The sequence below is a fragment of the Nostoc sp. C052 genome (assembly GCF_013393905.1).
Lineage (GTDB): Bacteria > Cyanobacteriota > Cyanobacteriia > Cyanobacteriales > Nostocaceae > Nostoc.
Genome location: NZ_CP040272.1, coordinates 6,428,952 through 6,449,614, shown reverse-complemented (window position 1 = coordinate 6,449,614; position 20,663 = coordinate 6,428,952). Strand labels below are relative to the sequence as shown.

At 42.6% G+C, this 20,663-nt stretch carries 12 protein-coding genes; 6 read left to right on the top strand and 6 right to left on the bottom strand.

The window, feature by feature from the left end; all coding sequences use genetic code 11:
- Positions 1-41: 41 nt before the first annotated feature.
- Positions 42-4,703: a GAF domain-containing protein gene (locus FD723_RS26610; protein ID WP_179068048.1), complete on the bottom strand. Its 4,662-nt coding sequence runs from the start codon at positions 4,701-4,703 to the stop codon at positions 42-44.
- Positions 4,704-4,944: 241 nt separating this feature from the next.
- On the opposite strand from FD723_RS26610, the gene FD723_RS26605 reads away from it, so the two are divergent.
- The 4 genes from FD723_RS26605 to FD723_RS26590 all read left to right on the top strand — a co-directional run bounded on the left by FD723_RS26605 (position 4,945) and on the right by FD723_RS26590 (position 9,514).
- Positions 4,945-5,268 carry a YnfA family protein gene (locus FD723_RS26605; protein WP_179068047.1) on the top strand — a complete coding sequence of 108 codons (324 nt, stop codon included), beginning with the start codon at positions 4,945-4,947 and terminating at the stop codon, positions 5,266-5,268.
- A gap of 520 nt (positions 5,269-5,788) precedes the next feature.
- Positions 5,789-7,177 carry an ammonium transporter gene (locus tag FD723_RS26600; protein ID WP_372743824.1) on the top strand — a complete coding sequence of 463 codons (1,389 nt, stop codon included), beginning with the start codon at positions 5,789-5,791 and terminating at the stop codon, positions 7,175-7,177.
- A 144-nt stretch (positions 7,178-7,321) separates the two neighbouring features.
- Positions 7,322-8,188: an SGNH/GDSL hydrolase family protein gene (locus tag FD723_RS26595; RefSeq protein ID WP_179068045.1), complete on the top strand. Its 867-nt coding sequence runs from the start codon at positions 7,322-7,324 to the stop codon at positions 8,186-8,188.
- Positions 8,189-8,320: 132 nt separating this feature from the next.
- A complete protein-coding gene (locus FD723_RS26590; protein ID WP_179068044.1) occupies positions 8,321-9,514 on the top strand; it encodes a 4-hydroxy-3-methylbut-2-enyl diphosphate reductase in 1,194 nt (397 codons plus the stop codon).
- Positions 9,515-9,607: 93 nt separating this feature from the next.
- Here the strand turns inward: FD723_RS26590 and FD723_RS26585 are convergent, their stop codons facing one another.
- From FD723_RS26585 to FD723_RS26560, 5 genes are all read right to left on the bottom strand, one after another.
- Complete coding sequence (locus FD723_RS26585; RefSeq protein WP_179068043.1) at positions 9,608-10,921, bottom strand: hypothetical protein; 1,314 nt, start codon at positions 10,919-10,921, stop codon at positions 9,608-9,610.
- Between the two features lie 7 nt (positions 10,922-10,928).
- Positions 10,929-11,858 carry a hypothetical protein gene (locus tag FD723_RS26580; protein WP_179068042.1) on the bottom strand — a complete coding sequence of 310 codons (930 nt, stop codon included), beginning with the start codon at positions 11,856-11,858 and terminating at the stop codon, positions 10,929-10,931.
- A gap of 185 nt (positions 11,859-12,043) precedes the next feature.
- Positions 12,044-15,679, bottom strand: a complete 3,636-nt coding sequence (locus FD723_RS42225; RefSeq protein ID WP_218651758.1) for a DUF4912 domain-containing protein — start codon at positions 15,677-15,679, stop codon at positions 12,044-12,046.
- 540 nt (positions 15,680-16,219) lie between these two features.
- Positions 16,220-17,326: a precorrin-8X methylmutase gene (locus FD723_RS26565; protein ID WP_179069291.1), complete on the bottom strand. Its 1,107-nt coding sequence runs from the start codon at positions 17,324-17,326 to the stop codon at positions 16,220-16,222.
- Positions 17,327-17,561: 235 nt separating this feature from the next.
- Positions 17,562-17,768, bottom strand: coding sequence for a hypothetical protein (locus FD723_RS26560; protein WP_179068041.1), 207 nt, complete (start codon positions 17,766-17,768; stop codon positions 17,562-17,564).
- A 434-nt stretch (positions 17,769-18,202) separates the two neighbouring features.
- Here FD723_RS26560 and FD723_RS26555 point away from each other — a divergent pair, with 434 nt between their 5' ends.
- Entirely contained in the window at positions 18,203-19,885 is a 1,683-nt protein-coding gene (locus FD723_RS26555) for an FAD-dependent oxidoreductase (RefSeq protein ID WP_256874932.1), read from the top strand.
- A 13-nt stretch (positions 19,886-19,898) separates the two neighbouring features.
- Positions 19,899-20,240, top strand: coding sequence for a 4Fe-4S binding protein (locus FD723_RS26550; RefSeq protein WP_179068040.1), 342 nt, complete (start codon positions 19,899-19,901; stop codon positions 20,238-20,240).
- Positions 20,241-20,663 lie beyond the last annotated feature (423 nt).

Here is a 20,663-nt window from a genome sequence, read left to right as displayed (position 1 = left end):
CAAAGCAACCATTAATCAACGCCTCAAACGACACCTTTATTCTATTTTGTTAAAAAGTCTTGAATGCAGTTGACAAATTCATTTAATTCTGAAATTAAGTTAGTAGTACCTCTTAGGTCTTGATCGTTAGCTAGTTGTTCTAGTTTGTCAGCGGCTAGATACATAGCTGTGGCTCCAATGTTGGCACTAGCACCTTTAAGGTGATGGGCTTCTCGTGCTATTTGCTCAAAGTTATTATGTGCGATCGCTATTTTAATGACCTCTAAACGTGGTTTAATATCTTCAACGCATAATTGCAATAGATTTAGTTCAAATTCTTGATCATTTCCCGATATCTGATGCAACTGTTCCCAATCAATTGCTAGATTGTCTGTGCCGTTGTTTGTGGTGGAAACTACTTGTTCATACACAATTGACTCTTGTTGGGAAGAAATCACGCCTGTCCAATGCTCTAAGGTGGCAGCCAATTTTTCTTTAAAAACTGGCTTACTCAGATAGTCGTCCATTCCGGCATTGAGACACGTTTGTTGGTCTTCTTTCATCACATTCGCCGTCATCGCAATCACCACAGGACGATGACCCAGTGCAAAAGCGTCCTCTTGCCAACGATGAATTTCTTTTGTGGTTTCTAAACCGTCGAGAATTGGCATTTGGCAATCCATTAAAATCAAATCGTAAGGAATTTTTTCTAATAGCTGCAAAACTTCCTTGCCATTGGCAACGACATCGGCTTTATAGCCCAAACTCTGGAGTTGCTTCAAGGCTACTTTCTGATTCACCAAATTATCTTCTGCTAGGAGAATTCTTAACTTCGATTTAGCAGATGGGTTAGAGAAAGCGGCAGTAAGAATGTCTGAAGTTTCTAGACTCTGGATTTCTTTAGTAGCCTCTTGTTCTGATTCCGACTGCACTCCTAAAATAGTCATGATGGTATCAAGGAGTCGTGATGGTCTAATGGGTTTGACCAAATAAGCCGCAAACCCAATTTTGAGTGCCTGCTGCACTTCATCCCGTTGATTATTAGAGGCGATCATAATCAAAGGGATCTCAGCAAGTGCAGAATTAGCTTGAATTTGTTCTTTGATTGTCATGCCATCAGTTTGGGGTATTTGCATATCAATCAAGGCGATATGATATGGTTTCCCCTGCTCACAAGCTTGCTGAATAACTTTCAGGGCCGCAGCAATATTGTCAACACGATCTACCATCATTCCCCAATGAGTAGCTTGATGGGAGATAATTTTACAATTAGTAGCGTTGTTATCGACCATTAACAAGCGGTGATTTTGTAAAAGTGGGCGTTCGCCCTTGGCGTTGGCGAAGCTATCGCATTTTGGCAAAACAGGCTCAACTTGTTTGGTAAAAAGTATCTCAAACCAAAAATTAGATCCTTTCCCTATCTGACTTTCTACCCCAATCACTCCTCCCATCAAGGTTACAAGCTGTTTACAAATAGCTAATCCCAAACCAGTACCACCATATTTACGAGTGGTAGAAGCATCCACTTGAGTAAATGGCGTAAAGAGTTTGCGTTGGTCCTCAGGGCTAATACCAAGACCTGTATCTGTGATGTCAAAATGGATGGTGGCTGTAGTCGAAGAAAAGGAACGCAATTCGGCTTGCACTAATACTTCGCCAGCGCTGGTAAACTTGATCGCATTGCTGATTAAGTTCATCAGAATTTGCCGCAGCCTACCGGTATCTCCTTTGAGGTGAGTGGGGACGTTATGCTCAATCAGTGCAGCAATTTCTAATCCCTTGTTATGGGCTGAGGGAGCTAATAATTCCACCACTTCTTCTACACAAGTGGATAGATCAAAATCTAGAGTTTCGAGAGCCATCTCTCCAGCTTCAAGTTTAGAAAGATCCAAAATTTCGTTGATTAAACTTAAAAGGGCGTCTCCACTACTGCGAATTGTTTCGATAAAATCTCGCTGTTCTGCGTCTAAGGGAGTATCTAATACCAAACTGGTCATTCCCAATACAGCGTTCATCGGAGTTCGAATTTCATGACTGATATTTGCCAAAAAGGCACTTTTCATTTGAGAAGCTAATTCCGCTTGGCGACGGGCAATTTCCAGTTCTTTTCGCTGACGAGTTTCTGCTGCTAATAGTTGGGCTTGGACTAAGGCAATACCTACTTGGTCAGCTATTTGTCGCAAAAGATGAGTTTCAAAGCTAGACCAGTGGTGGGAATCGTCACACTGATGAACTATGAGCAAACCGCGCAGTTCTTCTTTGACAAGAATGGGCACAACTAAATTAACTTTGACCCCAAACTGTTGGATTAATTCTAGATGGCTTTGTTCAACTTCCGGCAGAGCCAAGTTATTTAGCTCTAAAATCTGTCCTTGACGGTACTGCTGTAGATAATATTGTTGTAGATATTCCGCTTGTAAATAAAGGGGAGTAATATTTTGCTCTTTGATTGCTGGTAAGCCAGAAACTACTGCTTCAGTAACGGTGGTTGCAGACTCATCTGGCAAAAACTGATATATCAAAACTCGGTCAGTCTGGAGAATCTTTTGTACCTCCTCAACAGTGATTTGGAGAATTTCTTCGATTTCCAAAGACTGACGAATTTTGAGGGTAATTTCGGTAAATAGTTGCGATCGCAAATTTTGGCGTTGTATTTCTTCTTCAGCTAGTTTACGCTGGATAAATTGCCCCACTTGTTCACCGATATAATTCATTGTTTTGACCAAATCTTGGTCAGGGGGATGGATTTCACGGTTGAAGCAGGTAATGACACCGAGGATTTTATGGTCGCTGCGGATTGGAAAACCAAAAGCTGCGTGTAGTCCTACTTGAGCAGCAATTTTGAAGTTAGGAAAATTCATATCTTTAACGATATCAGCGATCCAAACAGGTTCAGAACTAGCCCAAACCTGTCCAGGTAGTCCAATTCCTGGCGCAAAGGTGGTTTGTCGCTTTAGTGATTCAAACTCCTGCATTTCCAGGGATGTTTTATGCCAGATATCGAGAAAACGCAGCACGTTTGCTTGCTCATCGACCATCCAAATTTCACCCAAATCCCATACCAAACTCTCACAAATTCCTTGCAAGATTTGGCGAGTAGCTTCGCCGATTGTGGCGGACTCTGCTAAGACGCGGGTTGTAGCATATTGGGCAGTTAGATGCTGTTGTGCGCGTTTGTGATTGGTAATGTCAATACCAGTACTAACGATGTATTCTACTGATCCTTCATAGTCTTTTAAGAAGGTATTCGACCAGGCAATCAGTCGTCGACTGCCATCTTTCATTACCCAATGGTTTTCGTACTCCAAGAAGCCTTTACCCGTTAGCAATTGCTTAAAAACTGCTTTGACTGGCTCCAATTCTTCAGGAAGTAGGAATAAGTTCCAGAAATACCTACCCCTCACCTCATCGAAGGAGTAACCGGTTATTTGCTCACAAGCTTGATTGAAACGAACGATTTTTCCTTGACTGTCGAGAACTATTACCAACATGCCGACTGTATCAAGGATTGCTGAGATAAAATTGCGTTCTTGATTTAAGGTTTCTTCTGCCTTTTTCCGCTCTGTAACCTCACGATAGATGAAGTAGTAGACTACAACAAGAACAATAAAACTTAGGCAGATTGCGATCGCAAGTATCAGAATTGTGTTACGAATTCGAGCTTTTGCTGTTTGTAATTGCTGCTGAAGCTGTTCCCTTTGCTCGTCCACCATCTCATTGATCGCCTTGCGGATATCATCCATGAGATTTTGCTGATTATTTTTCTGTAGTACTTGCAACGCCGTCTCTAATCCCTTATTCTGGCGCAAGTCGATAGTCTGTTGTAGTTCAGCAAGTTTAGCCGTGATGAGAAATTCAAGTGTTGCAATCTGCTTTTGTTGGTTCGGTTGATCTGCTGTTAAACCCTTCAGCTTGGCAATTTCTTGATCGACGTTAGCGAGTGCTGTTTGATAAGGTTTTAGATAAATTTGTTGCCCAGTGAAGAGGTAACTACTTTGTCCCGTCTCGGCATCTTTGATTTGGGACAGTAGTTTTTCTAAGCTGTTAATTTTTTTATAAGTCTTTTTTATTAGACTGCGATTATTAGTAGATACTCTTGTATTTTGATAAGAAACCACGCCAATCATAACTACCATTGCCGACGCCAAAGCCAAACCTGCTGCAATCTTTTTGAAAAATTCCTTGCCTAGCCTCTGCGCCTGTTTGCCTTTTTTGGTAACAAGTACCAAACTTGCTAAATTTCGGCGCAGTTCCAGTTGCTTAATGACATGACGACCTAAGGTTCGCAATGCCTCCAGTTGTTCTGGATTAAGTTCTCGTGGTACGTAGTCAATTACACACAGGGTTCCTAGCGCGTACCCCTCAGCGTTAGTCAAAGGTACACCAGCATAAAACCGAATATTTGGGTCAGATATTACCAGTGGGTTTGTAGCGAATCGTTCGTCATTTGTGGCATCAGGCACAACCAAAATGTCAGGCTGGAGTATGGCATGGGCACAGAATGCAAAATCTCGGTGTGTTTCTAGAGCTTCCATTCCGACTTTTGACTTGAACCACTGGCGATTTGTATCAATTAAGCTAATTAAGGCAATAGGAGTCTGACAAATATACGAAGCTAAACGGGTAAGGTCGTCAAAGGCGGCTTCAGATGGCGTATCCAGAATCTTATATTGTAAAAGCGTCTCAATTCTCTGTGCTTCGTTATCAGGTAATGGTGCTTTCATCCGTGAGCCTTATCTACATTCTGGGGATTGGGGAGCAGGGAGCAGGGAGTAGGGAGCAAGGAGCCAGAGGAGAAAGAGGTCATTTTTCATTCTCCCCCTTGCCCCCTGCACCCCGACCCTCTGCCTCTTTTCAATGCCCAATCCCCATTTGGTCAACAAACTTACTTTAATTAATGACAATAGTTTAGTTAAAAGCGTTAGCGTAATTTCACTGAGTTCGATTTATTAAATAATCGGTCAAATGATTAAGTCACTACTGTATTTTTTGTGGGCTGGTTTCTTTGAAATTGGGGGTGGCTACCTGATCTGGTTGTGGTTGCGCGAGGGGAAGCCTTTCTGGTGGGGTCTATTGGGAGGAATTGCTTTAGCTTTCTACGGGGTTCTTGCAACTCTCCAGCCGACAAATTTTGGCAGAGTATATGCAGCTTATGGCGGCGTGTTTATTGCAATGGCAACGCTTTGGGGCTGGAAGGTAGACGGGGTAACTCCAGACCGTTACGACTTAATCGGAGTATGTTTAGCTTTAGCGAGTGTATTAATTATCATGTTTACTCCGAGAAATTAAGTAAATTTTCTATATTATTTTTGACCAATAGCTTTTATATTGTTCCCTTTAAAACAGATGATAATCTCACGCAAAATTGCAAAAGTTTTTTTGCAACTAAGCGATGAGAATCAGGCAAGTAGATATCTACGCGTTCATACGGGAGATATGAAGAGAACTCATGAGATATTTTTTGTGTAAATTTCCTGAGAATACTGGCTATAATTTACAATATTTATCTATTCTCAGAATTATTTTGGTTTGTAACAGTAAGTAACTAAAAATTTGGAATTTTGTAGTGCTTGAATAAAATGCTATTCTTCTAAAAAAAAGATGCAATCATTGCATCAATACACCCTTATTTCGATCTTGGCAACTACAATCAGGATTATATTTTTGTTAACATTTCCAGAAAATTCAGGTTAAGTAACTTTAAAGACAAAAATGTGAAACTAAAAGTAATCAAATGTAGTTAAGTATACAAATCATCGGTGCTTAGGAAGAGAAAGAAGTGTTGAAGAAATTTGTGATCGTTGGGGCTATGACCCTACTGTTTTTGGCAGGGCCGTTGATGGGTAATGCTTTTGCCCAAACCCCTGCTGCTGCTGCTCCACCTACTGCTGATACTGGAGATACAGCATTTATGCTGATTTCAGCAGCGCTCGTACTACTAATGACACCAGGATTGGCATTTTTCTATGGTGGATTTGTGCGATCGCGCAACGTCTTAAACACATTGATGATGAGCTTTGTGTTAATGGCAATTGTGGGAGTTACCTGGATTCTCTGGGGCTATAGTCTTTCTTTTGCGCCAGGTTTACCCTTTATCGGTGGATTGCAGTGGCTTGGGTTGAATGGTGTCGGGTTAGAAGTCACCGATTATCTTAAAGGGTCAAATCCGCCGGAAGTCGTCTCTTATGCCGGAACGATACCCCACCAGGCATTCATGATCTATCAAGCCATGTTTGCGATTATCACCCCAGCCTTAATTTCTGGAGCGATCGCAGAACGGATGAGTTTCCGCGCCTATTCACTGTTTGTCCTACTGTGGTCAACCTTTGTTTACGCCCCTCTAGCTCACATGGTATGGGCGAAAGGTGGATTTTTAGGTTTGTATGGTGGATTGGGTGCCCTCGACTTTGCAGGTGGCACAGTAGTTCATATTAGTTCCGGTGTTTCAGCCCTAGTAGCAGCGATCGTCCTTGGTCCCCGGAAAACCCATCCCGATCGCCTTAGCCCACCGCACAACGTTCCATTTATTTTGTTAGGTGCTGGCTTGCTGTGGTTTGGTTGGTTCGGCTTCAACGCTGGTAGTGCCCTATCAGTTGCTAGTGGAACTTCTGGCACTGTAGTTACAAATTTGGCAACCACAGCCTTTGTCGCCACCAATGCAGCAGCGGCGGCGGCGGCTTTAATGTGGTTAATTTTAGAAGCAGCTTTGCGGGGTAAACCAACCGCCGTGGGAGCAGCGACAGGAGCCGTTGCTGGTTTAGTTGGCATTACTCCCGCCGCCGGATTTGTCACACCGCTATCAGCGATTTTAATTGGTTTCATCACCGCCTTTGTTTGCTTCTATGCCATTAGTTTTAAGCACAAGCTAGAAATTGACGATGCTTTAGATACCTATCCCGTGCATGGGGTTGGTGGTACAGTAGGGGCAATTTTAACCGCAGTCTTTGCCACGACTCAAGTCAACGGTGGAGGTAAAGAAGGAGTGCTGCGTGGTAATCTTGGTGAATTGGGAGTTGAGCTAGTAGCAATTGCCGTTGCTTATGCGATCGCAGGTATTGGTACGTGGATTATTCTCAAGGTTATCGATGCTACAGTCGGGCTGCGAGTTAAAGAGGAAGCAGAATTGCAAGGTTTAGATATCAACGAACACGGCGAAGAAGGTTACAACTCCGAGTTTGGCGATCGTCCGACTCAGTAGGGAGTAGGGAGTCATTCAATTTTGGATTTTAGATTTTAGATTTTAGATTTTTCTTTCAATCCAAAATTCAAAATCCAAAATTGGGCTAATTTGCGATCGCTAGCGTTAAAATTTGATTCAAATAATTGGTAAATTTCGCTAGTCGTGTCTACTTCTTTTAAAACCTTTCCTCTCTGGGCATTTTTCTCGCTGTTAACCAACGGCATCCTAATGTTGGCGGTCATTCTGCTAATTTGGCAACAGCAGAGATTGGCCGCTTTTTTTGGGATAGTAACATCCCCACAGGCAATCAACCTAAATAGCGATCGCCCAATTGCTACACCTGATTTAGGTCGCCGTCACCAACTCACTTACCAGGAGTGGGTAGATATTCTCAAGCAAGAAGCCAAGGTGGCTGCTGACCAACGTCCTCCGCATTTAAGCATCCTGGCGGGAGATTCTTTGAGTTTGTGGTTTCCTCCTGAGTTATTACCTGAGGGTAAAAGTTGGCTCAATCAAGGAATTTCTGGCGAAACCAGTAATGGTCTCTTGAAAAGATTAACAATATTTAACCGCACCCAGCCAGAGGTGATTTTTGTGATGATTGGCATTAATGACCTTATTCGGGGGATGAGTGATGGAGAAATTTTAGATAATCAACGGCAAATTATCAATTACCTACGAAAGACACATCCCACAGCACAAATTGTTGTTCAGTCGATTTTGCCACATGGGGCAGAGGATGCAACCTGGAAAGGACGAGGAAACTTGTTGGCTGTTGCCAATAGTCGCATTCGCGAGTTGAATCAGCAACTACAAAGCATCTGTACCAAAAAAGATGTCAAATATCTCGATTTACATCCCCTGTTTACCAACAAACAAGGAAATCTCCGCCGCGAATTTACTACTGATGGCTTGCACTTAAGTCCAGAAGGTTATATAGTTTGGCGTTCTGCATTGCAGATTTATAGCGAGATCGAATTAAAACCCCAGCAAGAAAAAGAGGGTAAAAGGTTAAAGGGGAAAGGGTAAAGGCATTAAATCCTTTTACCTCTTATCCTTTTGCCTTCCCCCCCCCTCTGATAATATCTTTGAATACAACTCTGTATAAATCGCGTCTGGGCACGAGAAAATAATAAATAGTGGTTTAAGTAGACAAATCTCATGGATACAAAAGCTTTTAAGCGCAGCCTCCAACATTCAGAAAATTACAATCGCAAGGGCTTTGGTCATCAAGCAGAAGTTGCTACTCAGTTGCAGTCAGAGTATCAGAGTAACTTGATTCAAGAAATTCGCGATCGCAATTACACTCTACAACGGGGCAATGTGACAATCCGACTAGCAAAAGCCTTTGGCTTTTGCTGGGGTGTAGAACGAGCTGTAGCAATGGCTTACGAAACCCGTCAGCACTTCCCTACAGAAAAAATTTGGATTACTAACGAGATTATCCACAACCCTTCTGTAAATCAGCGGATGCAGGAAATGGAAGTAGAATTCATCCCTGTTGAAGGAAAGAATAAAGACTTTTCTGTTGTTGGAACTGGTGATGTCGTCATCTTACCCGCCTTTGGGGCTAGCGTTCAAGAAATGCAGATACTTCACGATAAAGGCTGCAAAATTGTTGATACTACTTGTCCTTGGGTATCTAAAGTTTGGAATACAGTAGAAAAGCACAAAAAAATTGATTATACTTCCATTATTCACGGTAAATATAAACATGAAGAAACAGTTGCGACTAGTTCTTTTGCTGGCAAGTATTTAATAGTATTAAATTTGCCAGAAGCAGAATATGTTGCTAGCTATATTATCAATGGCGGGAACCGTGAAGAATTTTTGACCAAATTTGCTAAAGCTTGTTCAGCTGGATTTGACCCCGATCAAGATTTAGCAAGAGTTGGCATTGCCAACCAAACTACTATGCTTAAAGGTGAAACTGAGGAAATCGGTAAGCTTTTTGAGCGGACTATGTTGCAGAAATATGGCCCTATTGAGTTAAATCAGCATTTCCAAAGCTTCAACACCATTTGTGACGCTACCCAAGAACGTCAAGATGCCATGTTGGAGTTAGTGGAAGATAATTTAGATTTAATGGTAGTAATTGGTGGGTTTAATTCATCGAATACTACTCAGTTGCAACAAATTGCTTTTGAGCGGAAAATTCCTTCCTATCATATTGATACTGTTGAACGCTTGAAATCAGGAAATTCCATTGAACATCGACAATTAAATGGGCAGTTAATAACTACAGAAAACTGGTTGCCAAAGGGAGAAATTTCTGTGGGAATTACTTCTGGTGCTTCTACGCCAGATAAGGTAGTAGAAGATGTAATTGAGAAGATTTTTGCAGTCAAAAAATAGACTAAATCCCCTCTCTCCATTTCCTCCTAAAAGGAGAGAATCTGGTTGGAGGGGAATGACATTATAGTTGTTACAGCGATCAGTAGAATTTAGCTATTTAATTGTCAAAGTCTCGTTTAATTTAAGCAGCCATTGATAACATGGCTCATCAATTGGGACAATTTCCCTACGTCGCTGCGCTAAAGATTCTGTGTAAGCTATGAGCCAAGCAGAAGCAAGTTCTTGCTCAGTTGTTGTCTCTTCTGCTAATGTACGAGCAAATTGTAGCTCTACCCATTCTTTAAAAGTAACTATTTCCAGGGATATCCCAAATATTTCTTCAATTTCATTACATCTAGGCATCAGTTCATCAATTCGTTCAACTTCAAGACTTGTAACGAAACCAGCCTTTCTAACGGCGGGATGTACTTCCAATTTTTCTGATAATTCCTCAATCTCATCTCGAAAGTATGACTTACCATACTTGGCATCCCAAGCTTCCACAATTTGCCTATCCTCTAAAAGTTCAATATCACCAATGTTGCCATGCTTCTTATTAGCTGAACGCATTTGTGAAAGTGGTTTTAGCAAACTGTCGGGAAAAACTTGGTGTTCTTGCATAGCCTGCATTAAGCTATGCATAGCTATCTCCATTAAACGAGCCGCATAATCAGATTGATTAATGTGACGCAGTATGAGACTTAATGAAATGCCTTTATCAATAACTGTTGCTCCTAGAAATAAGGTCAGATCCTCAATAGTTTGTAAAGCTAATCTTCTAAAGTTATCTGCTTGATTCAGTAGTTGCGAAAGAAGATAACGCAGTGCTACTTCAGAAACTACTTCGTCTTTCTCAATTGCCTCAACAAGACTTACCCACTCAGAACGTGCGCCTCTCATGTTGGCTTTATATACAGATGAATATGGGTAATTTTCTGCTAAACTGCGTGTCATCATGAAACCATCCGCATTCAAGTTTAGTAGTTCATGTTTTCTTAACACAGGTGTAATGTATTGCGTATCGAGAGTACGCATAGAAATACCATCACACCAAGAAAAGTCTTTTGTAGCCCTACTACTGCCTTTGTGTAACCTAATACTCTGCTCTGGCTCAATTGCCTTCACGCACAACTGGAGAATTGACAAAGCTAGTAATGCTTTACCAACACCGGCAGTCACTAACTGTACAAGCCTATCTAAAAGATATTTATGTTCTTGGTTCAAAACCAAGAAATTAAGTTCCGATGAATAATCTTTGCAAAATAAAATCTGTCTTTCCAAGTAACCTGTAGATAGTTCTACCGCTATTTTCTGGTACCATATCTTTGCAGCTTGATTCATTACTCCTTCTTGAAAGTATTGAATTGTTCCATCAGGTAAGACCAACTCACTTCTGTTTATATAGACTCTCAGGTGTAGTTCATTCATGATCTGTTTATAGACTTTTGCGAAGTTGCACGCTTTTAGGATTTAGTGTAGGAAAAGCGTAAGGAATCAAATACTTACCTTTGGGAATTTGTGGGTTTGTGTTGTGATTTCTAACTTCGTAGCCCATAGTTCGTAGAGATTGAAGATAGGAGAAGACATCTTCTGCTTTCACACCCCATCGTTCTGCAAGCTCTGTAGCTGAAAGTTGGGCAGCAGTACCAATACACCTTGTTACACATTGGATTACACGCCAAAGTGGTTTAACATTTAACTGAGGATGAAAAGTTATTATTCCACTAATTCGGGCATTGTATTGGTAATATCCAGATAACTGAACTAAATCTGCTTTTCCTGTAGCTTCAGTTAACTTTTCCTCAAAAGCTTTCCAAAGAGATGTATATAACTGTGTATCAATAGCTTTCGCACAAAGCTTAACTAAAGACGTTCCCAAAACCCATTCATCATGACCGTAAGACGGATTAATATCTATCACAAATTGATCTTCTTCTTCGCAATTATCATTGATACCTGCTGTGAACAGCCAGCATGAATCATTCAAATCGTAGGATATATAAATTTTTACACCTTCAGAATTTTGTTCTGTTTTCCAAGAAAAATCAGCAGATAAAAATCTGATCATTTTTCCTTTGTCTTCGTATTTCAAACGAGGTATAGATAAGATTTTTCCAGCTTGACGTAAATCTGTAATTGCAGATTTAGCTTTTTGAGCATAAATTTCCGTTAACTTTCTTTTTCTCTGCCGAAAACCTAGTTTTTTATTCTCAGGTAAGTAACTTATAGGGAAAGGTAATTTAAATTTAATTATTTGTTCTAAAATACTAAGAGCTAAGATACGCCCAAGTTGCGGAGGCACTGAATTTCCAATTTGTTCAATGGAAACTTGCCTATTACCAATAAGCTCATAGTTATCAGGCATAGTTTGTAATCTTTTTAGCTCTGCAATCGAGAATTTCCGATTTTCCCAACTGAAAGACTAGGGAATTAGGGATTAGAGTAGTGTATTCTATCCATTTGAAAACCGCTATATATAAAATCCCCTCTCACCACACCTAACTCAAAGGGGAAAGTGTGTAGGTTGAGAGGGGATAAATCACGGTAATCTTAGCTTTCGGAAGTTTCCTGAGAGAACTTCTTATGAATAGTTCTTGTGGATTCTCCATCAGCAGCTACCGTGATCAGATAGTCCATTAAACCATCTGAAAAGGGGAGACGTAAGTGGAAAGTACCATCGGGTTTGATTTTGATGTTATGACCGCCAATGTTTACGGTTGTATTTGGTTGGGTTGCTCCGTGAATAATCAACTCGGCATCGGCGACAAACCAGAAATCTCCGTGGGGACGACTGAAGACCCGAACGTTAGCTGAACGGGCGATGAGTAACCAAAGATCGCCATTAGCAATATAGCCAATTTCAACCATATAATCGCGATCGCTCACGGGAATAGCCACAAAGCGATCGCGTGCTACCTCTTCAGATTCATACTGCTGTATCAACTGGGGACTTTGATAACTCAAGTCAATGCCAGTTACATCGTAGAGTCGCACTACCAGTTGTGAACCACCCTGTTGTTGCAGCGCTTCAGCTTGAGTCTTGGAAATGTGCCAAGAGACATAAGCCCATTTGGGAGTGCGGGGTGTGAGGACAATACTGCTCTCTTCTTCAGGGATCTCTTCTTCAGGGATTGCTGCTTCTACATTTGCCCAACCAATAGCTGTTTCGCTTGTTAAGGCGACATTTTCAACTGGAGAAACTGTAGAATCTGTTGTGGGATCTGGATGGACAGGATTGAAAACACGAACGATCGCAGAACGAGCAATGAATAACCAGACATCGCCATCAGCGACATAGCCAATTTCAGCTATGTAATCGCGATCGCTGATGGGAATTTCTACAAAGCGATCCTGTGCTGTCTCTTCACATTCATACTGCTGGACAAACTGAGGATTTTGATAACTCAAGTCTATTCCAGTCACATCATAAAGCCGCACTACCAATTGAGAGCCGCCCTGTTGTTGCAGTGCTGCTTTTTTGGTTTCGGATATTTCCCAAGAGACATCAGCCCATTGGTGAGTGCGGGGTGTGAGGACAATACTGCTCTCTTCATCTACGTCTACATTTACCACGCCAATATCTGTTTCATCAGGAATCGGCACATCAGCAACGATGGGATCTGGATGGATCGGATTGAAGACTCGAAGAACTGCGGAACGGGCAATGAGTAACCAGTACTCGCCATAAGCGATATAGCCAATTTCAGCTATGTAATCGCGATCGGTGACAGGAATATCCACCAGTCCTTCGTATACTGTCTCTTCAGATTCATACTGCTTTACAAGGTTGAGACTTTGATAACTTAGGTCAATGCCAGTCACATCGTAAAGCCGCACTACCAATTGAGAGCCTCCCTGTTGTTGTAGCGAGGCTTTCTTAGCTTCAGAAATCTGCCAAGAGACATGAGCCAATGTATAAGTATGTGGGGTCAGCACAATACTGCTCTCGTCATCTGCATCTACCAAACCAATAGCTGTTTCGGCGGCAATTGGCTCATTGTCAACCGGAGTATCAATTTCGGCTTGGCCATCTGATGCCAAAGTACTAGCCCAGGTTCCAACCCCTACGCCTGCTGCTAAAGCCGCAGCTGCGGCAAAATCTGTGGAGTTCGTTTCTGCAACATTTTCCCCAGCAGAATCGACTGCTGGAGATGTTTCTTCTGGTAAATCGATAGTGGGTTCGGCCGCATCCGCCACCACGTTAAAGGCATCTGCTTCTGGTATTTCTGGTAAATTTAACAGTGAAGATGTTTGTGTCGCTGATGGTTCTACATCGGCTATCGCTTCGCTAGACTCTGGTAAGGGCAATTCATCTACTGGGGCTGTATCTTCAGTTGAGGTGATACTCTCTAGCCAGTTCAACTCTGCTTGAAGTTCCTCATCTGCTTGATCTTCAATTGCTGTGTCCCAATATCCAAAATCAGATGTTACTGCTGGCAGATTTGGTAATTCTGGGAGTGGGGCTGTCACCTCTGATGAAGGCAGTTCCACATCAGAAGTATTTTCTGGAATATTAGCCAGGTGAGGATATGGAGTATTTACTACGGCTGCTGGGGCTTCTATGTCCCATTCAATTTCATCAGATTCATGATGATTTGTCTCCGTATAATTATTTAGTTCAATTGTCTCATTGATAGAGTCTGTTTCCGTGTCTTTGTTGTTAAAGGTAGACCAGGTAGCTGCCCCGATACCTGTTGCCAGAGCCGCACCACCGCCTAAAGCTGCGGCTCCAAAGTTGTTATTTTCCGATCCATTAGTTTTGTTTGATGTGCCGTCGTAGAGGTTTGAGGTTCCATTAGTTGCCTCTTGGACTAAGTTTGATGTCCCCTGAGTAGCATTCTGGGTCAGGTCAGATTGTGTTTGAGCATAGATGTTGAAAGGAGTGCGATCAGGGGTTTCTTGCTCTTGAAAGTGCGACACTGGCTGTTCCTCAAGTATCGTTCCATTCAGGGAGGAAGTTGTGCTGGCATTTAGCACCGCCGCTTCTCCATTTTCTGTGTTCGGTAAATGAGGATTTGATTCTGGCGAGTTATCTGTTTTGTCTGTAGGGGATGGGCGTCTCCCCAAAATCCACCAGAATAATCCTCCAGCTGCGGTTACAAAAAACAAAGGTAGCAGCAACCACAAGGGTGTTTCTTTGTTTACAATTGGACTATTTTGTGCTGGAGCCGCTACAAAGGGCTTTTGGGCAAATACAGAAGTAGTGGCACTAGGGGAAGGCGTAGCTGCTGGTGTTGTCTGGGCATTGGGTAAAGCTGTAAAAGCAGCAGGTTGTAATACTCTGGCTGCGATCGCCTCTGCTTCAGAAACTCTAGCTTGTTCTATAGCCTGCTGTCCTGGGGGAGCCAGAGTATAGCCGAGAAAATCAACTATAGTTAAGCCGGGATTTTTTTTGTAAACGTAGACTAAAGGTTGCGAGAAGGGATATTTCGCATCTTCTGGTAAGGCTTGATGTAATTGCAGAACTCGCACACCTTTCAACTTCGATACCTGATTAGCTAACACATAGCTGATACCGTCTTTGCCCAGTTGTTTGATGATTTCTGCGGTATTATCCTCAGTTAGCTGGGTAGCATTGGACCCTGTCGCAAATTCACCAGTTTTGAAGGCTGGATAAGTACGAAAAGTATTGCGAGTTTCACTTGTGTTCGGGTGATCGATTAACCGAATCTTCTCTGAAGGCCCTCCCAGTTGTGACCAATTGGTAATTTGTCCCCGGAAAATCCGGGCGAATTGTTTACTAGTCAAGCTTCCTTTGAAAGGATTATCTGCGCTAACCACGATCGCAATCTTCTCACGGCGCAAGCGAACTTGTTCTAGTCCTTGGGCTTTTTCGGCTGGTGTCAAGCCGCGCCCCATTGCTACTATGTCGATTTTGCCATCTAGCAAATTTTTCAGTGCCGTACTAGTACCATTAGCAGCAACTTCAACCTTTGTGCCAACAAACTGTTTTTCAAAACTTTTTTTCAGACTTTGGTTGATTGCACTCAAGCTACCAGAACCATCAATCCTTACTTTTGAGCCATTTTGCACTGTTGTTGGCAGTGGGAAAGAGGTCGCTTCCGATGTAGATTGTGCCACCATTGGCGCTGATAAAACCAGAGTTGCTGCCATCGGGGTTGTAGCTAAGGCAACCCATAATGCCAGCCTGACTATCGAAGTATCTTTTTTTTCTTGTTGCCACATATGCCCTTAATTAAAGTAAAAAATAGAAAGCCTGTCATTCCTAAATCGCGATCTTGTTAGGAATTATGGAGGAGACGCGCTAATTATACATCTGAGTTATCTTTAGTTCTCATTACTTCAAAGTACTTGTACTTTTTTATACTTCGCTGTAGTTTGTATAGCATGATAATTTATACTCTAATTGCCAAAGTCTGTTTACTATAAATTTTTCTAAGTTATATTGCAACTTATACCAAGTTGGTAGCTTACGGCCACAGTTATGAATTATTGAATTACTAAAACTGGTAAAGTGTAACAAATTCAATATTATTTAACAATATTATTTTCAGTAGTGCTGGTGCTGAGTTATGTTAGCAGATAGCTAAGGTTTAGCCCGTGCTGAGTAAAAATTCCAGTTCCTAGACCATTTCCATGCAATGTTTTTGAAACTCGTTTCATTGAGACTGTCTTAAATAGACATCTCCAGAAATTAAATATGCGTTACCCATAACCCTTGTAGAGACGTAGCAGTGCTACGTCAAAACAATTCTTTTTCTATACTCATTTGAGATAACAATGACAATCTGGCTTATCAATTAGTGACTCAACCAAGGCATTGAGGGCAGTTGCAGCTAATGCGCCACCTCCTAAAGTCCCTGCAACTGTAATATAAGGTATCCCTTGTTGCATCAGTTGTCGCTTGGCTGCGGGAGCATGGCTAAAGCCAATGGGCATTCCAATTACTAATGCAGGCTGAATTTTTTGCTTAGACATCGCTTCACAAGCTTCGAGAAGTACTGAGGGAGCATAACCAACTATCAGGACACAACCCTGACTAACTTGCTGCAATTTTTCTCGCCATTCTTGATGTTGCCAAAAGGCGAGTTCTGCCTCTGTGACGGTGGTAATATGGGGGTTATCAATTAAGGTTTCGGTGCGGCATCCCAAGTGAAGTAATCGGGTTTGATCTAAAGCAGCAGCAACCGTTTGGGTATCGACAACAATTTCACAGCTTGAAGATAAAGCTTCTCGACTAGCTGCGATCGCATCTCGACTCAATTTAATAAAGGACACTAAACTGACATCGCCACAAGCCAAAACCAGCTGAGAAATTAAATGTTGTTCAATTTCCGAACGCTGAGACAAATCAGGTAATAAACGTTGTAGCGATTCGGTAAAAGCTTCTGAATGGGTATGAATTTCGCCATCTAACCCACTCCAGAGATTTTCTAATCCGCCCAATCCAGCTTGAGTTTCGACATCGAGTAACTTCAGTTGTGCCAAAACTTCCGCCTGGATAATTTGACAATGGCGATCGCGCCCCAATAATCCTTCTAATGCTGATGCAGTTTGTCGCAGCTGAGAAATTTGTTGCATCACAGCGCGATATTGCTGCTGGAGTTGTCCCATAAGGTTAACCGTTGTGTCGGCTTCTGGTTCGACTTCCAAAATATTACGGATATGGTTTAGCTGAAACCCTTGCTGCTTCAGTGCAACAATCCGTTGCAATCGGAGGACATCTTTTTGGGTGTAGAGACGGTAATTGCTGCGCGATCGCACTGGTTGCGGTAGCAGCCCCAATTGATGGTAATGTCGCACCATCCGCGGAGTTAAACCGCCGCCTACCAAGTGCGTTAACTGCTTAATTGTCAGATCGCTAGTTTTGATTTCCACAAATTACGTTTTAATGAAAGTTAATTATTGTCGAGGGGACGTTTAGGAAAGGCGATGTCTGACGACAAGTCACTGCGTATCCAATACTTGTCGGGTTTTGGGGAAAGGGAAAGAAAAAACCTTTAACCCTTACCCTTTAACCTTTTCCCCAAATCAAATTCCGAGTTAAAAATGCAAAAACCGAGTAGTATTAACTGCGTATCTACGCTTTTAACCTAACTTAGTTAAACTATCTGCTAGCCAATAATTTTTTCTGTATATTAGCTTCTTGGATAACGTTGCTGTTGCTTGTAAATACCTTTAATATCTGGAACAACAGCATAATCCATATCATCTGTAATAATTTTAATTTTTCCTGCTCCTGCTCTGCGATCGCTGCATCAACCGCATTCCGAAATTGCTCATCGCAATAGTAATGCTTCGCATTGGCAATCACTCTTCATGGCGGTTCCAACCAGATGAAAAATCGTTTTGTAAGACTTAATGTTTGAAAAGCTAACAATTAGTGTATCATGTAAACTGTGATTTGCCGTACACGTTCTTTGTATATATTATGCAAACACTTAAGGTGCTGGCTTTGTCTATGCAATGACATACAGCAGTTTTCTTTTGCGTGAAATACAAAGCTATAGGTTTGGAAGCAGGAAGCAGAAGACAGAGTAGAAACTGTTTATATCTGAGTTTGAAGTCCTGCATGTTGTACCTCATTTACTTGCAAACTGCTGTAAATAATTTTGCATACCCACTGAAAATTGCTTCCACAACCTGAGAAGTTTGACACGAGTATCTAAAAGCTTGATGGGATGTCTGTAAAAACTGCTCACAGTAGCAAAGTATAAAGTTGACTGCGCCAAAAAGGAGGACAAGTAATTGCTAACAACACATAGCGAAAATGAACTACAGTTGACTGCTGACGTGCTGGTAATTGGTGGTGGCCCTGCCGCAGCATGGGCAGCATGGGCAGCCGCATCCCAAGGTGTCAAAGTAATTATTGTTGATAAAGGTTTTCTCGGTACGAGTGGTGCTGCTGCTGCTAGTGGCAATGGTATCATGGCTCCTTCTCCAGATAATTGGGAAAAAGTTGTATCGGAGCGTTATCGCGTAGGAAAAAACCTAGCTAACTTACGTTGGATTGAGCGTGTTATTGAAAAAACTTGGCTCAGTTTGCCCCTAGTGGAAGATTGGGGCTATCGTTTCCCTAAAGAAAATGGGGAATCTGTGCGCCAGAGTTATTATGGCCCTGAATATATGCGCGTACTTCGTAAAAATCTCTTGCGTGTTGGTGTTCAGATTCTCGACCAAAGTCCAGCTTTAGAGCTTTTATTGGCTGACGATGGCTCGGTGGCTGGAGCAAGAGGTGTACAACGGCAACATCATCGTACTTATAGCGTTCGCGCTGGTGCAGTAGTCTTGGCGAATGGCGGTTGTGCATTCTTGAGTAAAGCATTAGGTTGCAATACCAATACAGGTGATGGATTGCTGATGGCGGTAGAAGCTGGTGGCGAACTCTCCAGTATGGAAGCTTCCAATCACTATGCCATCTCGACGGCTTTCAATGCCACAGTGACACGGGGGGTTCCCTTTGGTTGGGCTAGCTTTAGTGATGAAGCGGGTAACGATCTTGGTGGTTATGTCAATGGTCGTCGCGATCCATCGTTCCTTCCCAATGCACTCTTAAAAGGGCCCGTTTATGCTCGTTTGGATCGAGCCACACCTGAAGTCAAGGCAGTGATTGAGAAATCCCATTTCATCGCTTATCTACCTTACAAAAAAGCTGATATCGATCCCTACACAGAACGAGTCCCTGTCACCTTGGTTTTAGAAGGTACTGTTCGTGGTACGGGTGGAATCCGTTTGACTGATGATAGTTGCGGTACGAAAGTACCCGGACTCTATGCCGCAGGGGATGCAGCCTCACGTGAATTCTTAGCTGGTTTAGCTTCTGGTGGTGGTGGTCCCAATGCCGCCTGGGCGATTTCTACAGGTCAATGGGCTGGAGTCGGTGCAGCAGTTTTTGCCAAGAGTCTCGGCGCTCATGCAAATGAACGGGTTGCACGTCCTACCGGTCAAGCCGGATTGCGATCGCCCCAGGCGGACAAAACGCCATCTTCCGCATTCGATAGCGAAGCGATCGTTCGTGGTGTTCAAGATGAGATGTTCCCTCTAGAGAAAAATCACTTCCGTTCTGAGCAGCAACTTTTGGATTCTCTTTCTAAATTAGAGAAACTATGGGAGCAGGTACAGGCGAACCCGAAACAAGATACAGTGCGCGATGTGGAATTTTCTCGTCGAGCAGCGGCTCTAACAGCTGTAGCCCGATGGGGATATTTTAGCGCTTTACATCGCACGGAAACGCGTAGCGAACATATTCGCGTGGACTACCCCGAAACCGATCCAAATCAGCGTTATTACCAGGCAACAGGTGGCTTAGAAAGGCTATGGGTGAGGCGTGATTGGATCGCAGATGCGATATCTGGCGACAAGACGCAAAGCGTCTCCACTACACCACCAGCGCTAACCACTCAAACCACATCCTCTGTATCAAAATTGTAGTCGGAGCATGATCATGATTGAGCTTGTCAGCCATAAACTCTGTATTAATTGCAATGTATGCGTCCAAGTTTGTCCTACCAATGTCTTTGACTCCGTACCCAACCAACCACCTGCGATCGCTAGGCAAGAAGACTGTCAAACTTGTTTTATGTGTGAAGCTTATTGTCCTGCGGATGCGCTCTATGTTGCGCCTGAATCTCATACCAATGTTGCAGTTAATGAGGATGATTTAATTGAACGTGGCATCATGGGTGAATATCGTCGCACCTTAGGTTGGGGATATGGCAGAAAAAACAATAGTGAATTGGATACTGCCCATAAACTGCGCCAACTGCCGCGCCCCTATCAAGCGTAGACGCGGGCGACCAAAAAATAAAAAGGGACTGACAAATAAAAAAATATCCAATTAACTCTTGTGGGGTGGGCAACATGAGCGCCCAGTCCATAAGGCAATACAGTTCAGATAAGCCCAAAATACTTGTACAGACGGCGATTTATCGCGTCTCTAAAACCCAAAATTGTTGCCAGTAGCCCTTAACTGAACCGTATTGGTCCATAAGGCGGGCAAGATGCCATTGGTGTCAATTTAAGCTGGAAATAGCTTATCTGTTGGCTTTCATGCCCGCCCGGAAATAAATTTCCGGGCTAACAGCTTAAGTCTACTGAAGTAGACTGGAGATTTTTGACGATATTTAGTCATCTTCAGATGACTTTAGCTATGAGACGGGAATTTCAATTCCCGGCGGACAAGCGGTTTCACGTTAATAAAGGGATGAAT

Coding starts and splice junctions, on each gene's coding strand:
- FD723_RS26605 (WP_179068047.1), top strand. CDS start 4,945: ATGATTAAGTCACTACTGTATTTTTTGTGGGCTGGTTTCTTTGAAATT.
- FD723_RS26550 (WP_179068040.1), top strand. CDS start 19,899: ATGATTGAGCTTGTCAGCCATAAACTCTGTATTAATTGCAATGTATGC.
- FD723_RS42225 (WP_218651758.1), bottom strand. CDS start 15,679: ATGTGGCAACAAGAAAAAAAAGATACTTCGATAGTCAGGCTGGCATTA.
- FD723_RS26585 (WP_179068043.1), bottom strand. CDS start 10,921: ATGAATGAACTACACCTGAGAGTCTATATAAACAGAAGTGAGTTGGTC.
- FD723_RS26580 (WP_179068042.1), bottom strand. CDS start 11,858: ATGCCTGATAACTATGAGCTTATTGGTAATAGGCAAGTTTCCATTGAA.
- FD723_RS26610 (WP_179068048.1), bottom strand. CDS start 4,703: ATGAAAGCACCATTACCTGATAACGAAGCACAGAGAATTGAGACGCTT.
- FD723_RS26600 (WP_372743824.1), top strand. CDS start 5,789: ATGACCCTACTGTTTTTGGCAGGGCCGTTGATGGGTAATGCTTTTGCC.
- FD723_RS26590 (WP_179068044.1), top strand. CDS start 8,321: ATGGATACAAAAGCTTTTAAGCGCAGCCTCCAACATTCAGAAAATTAC.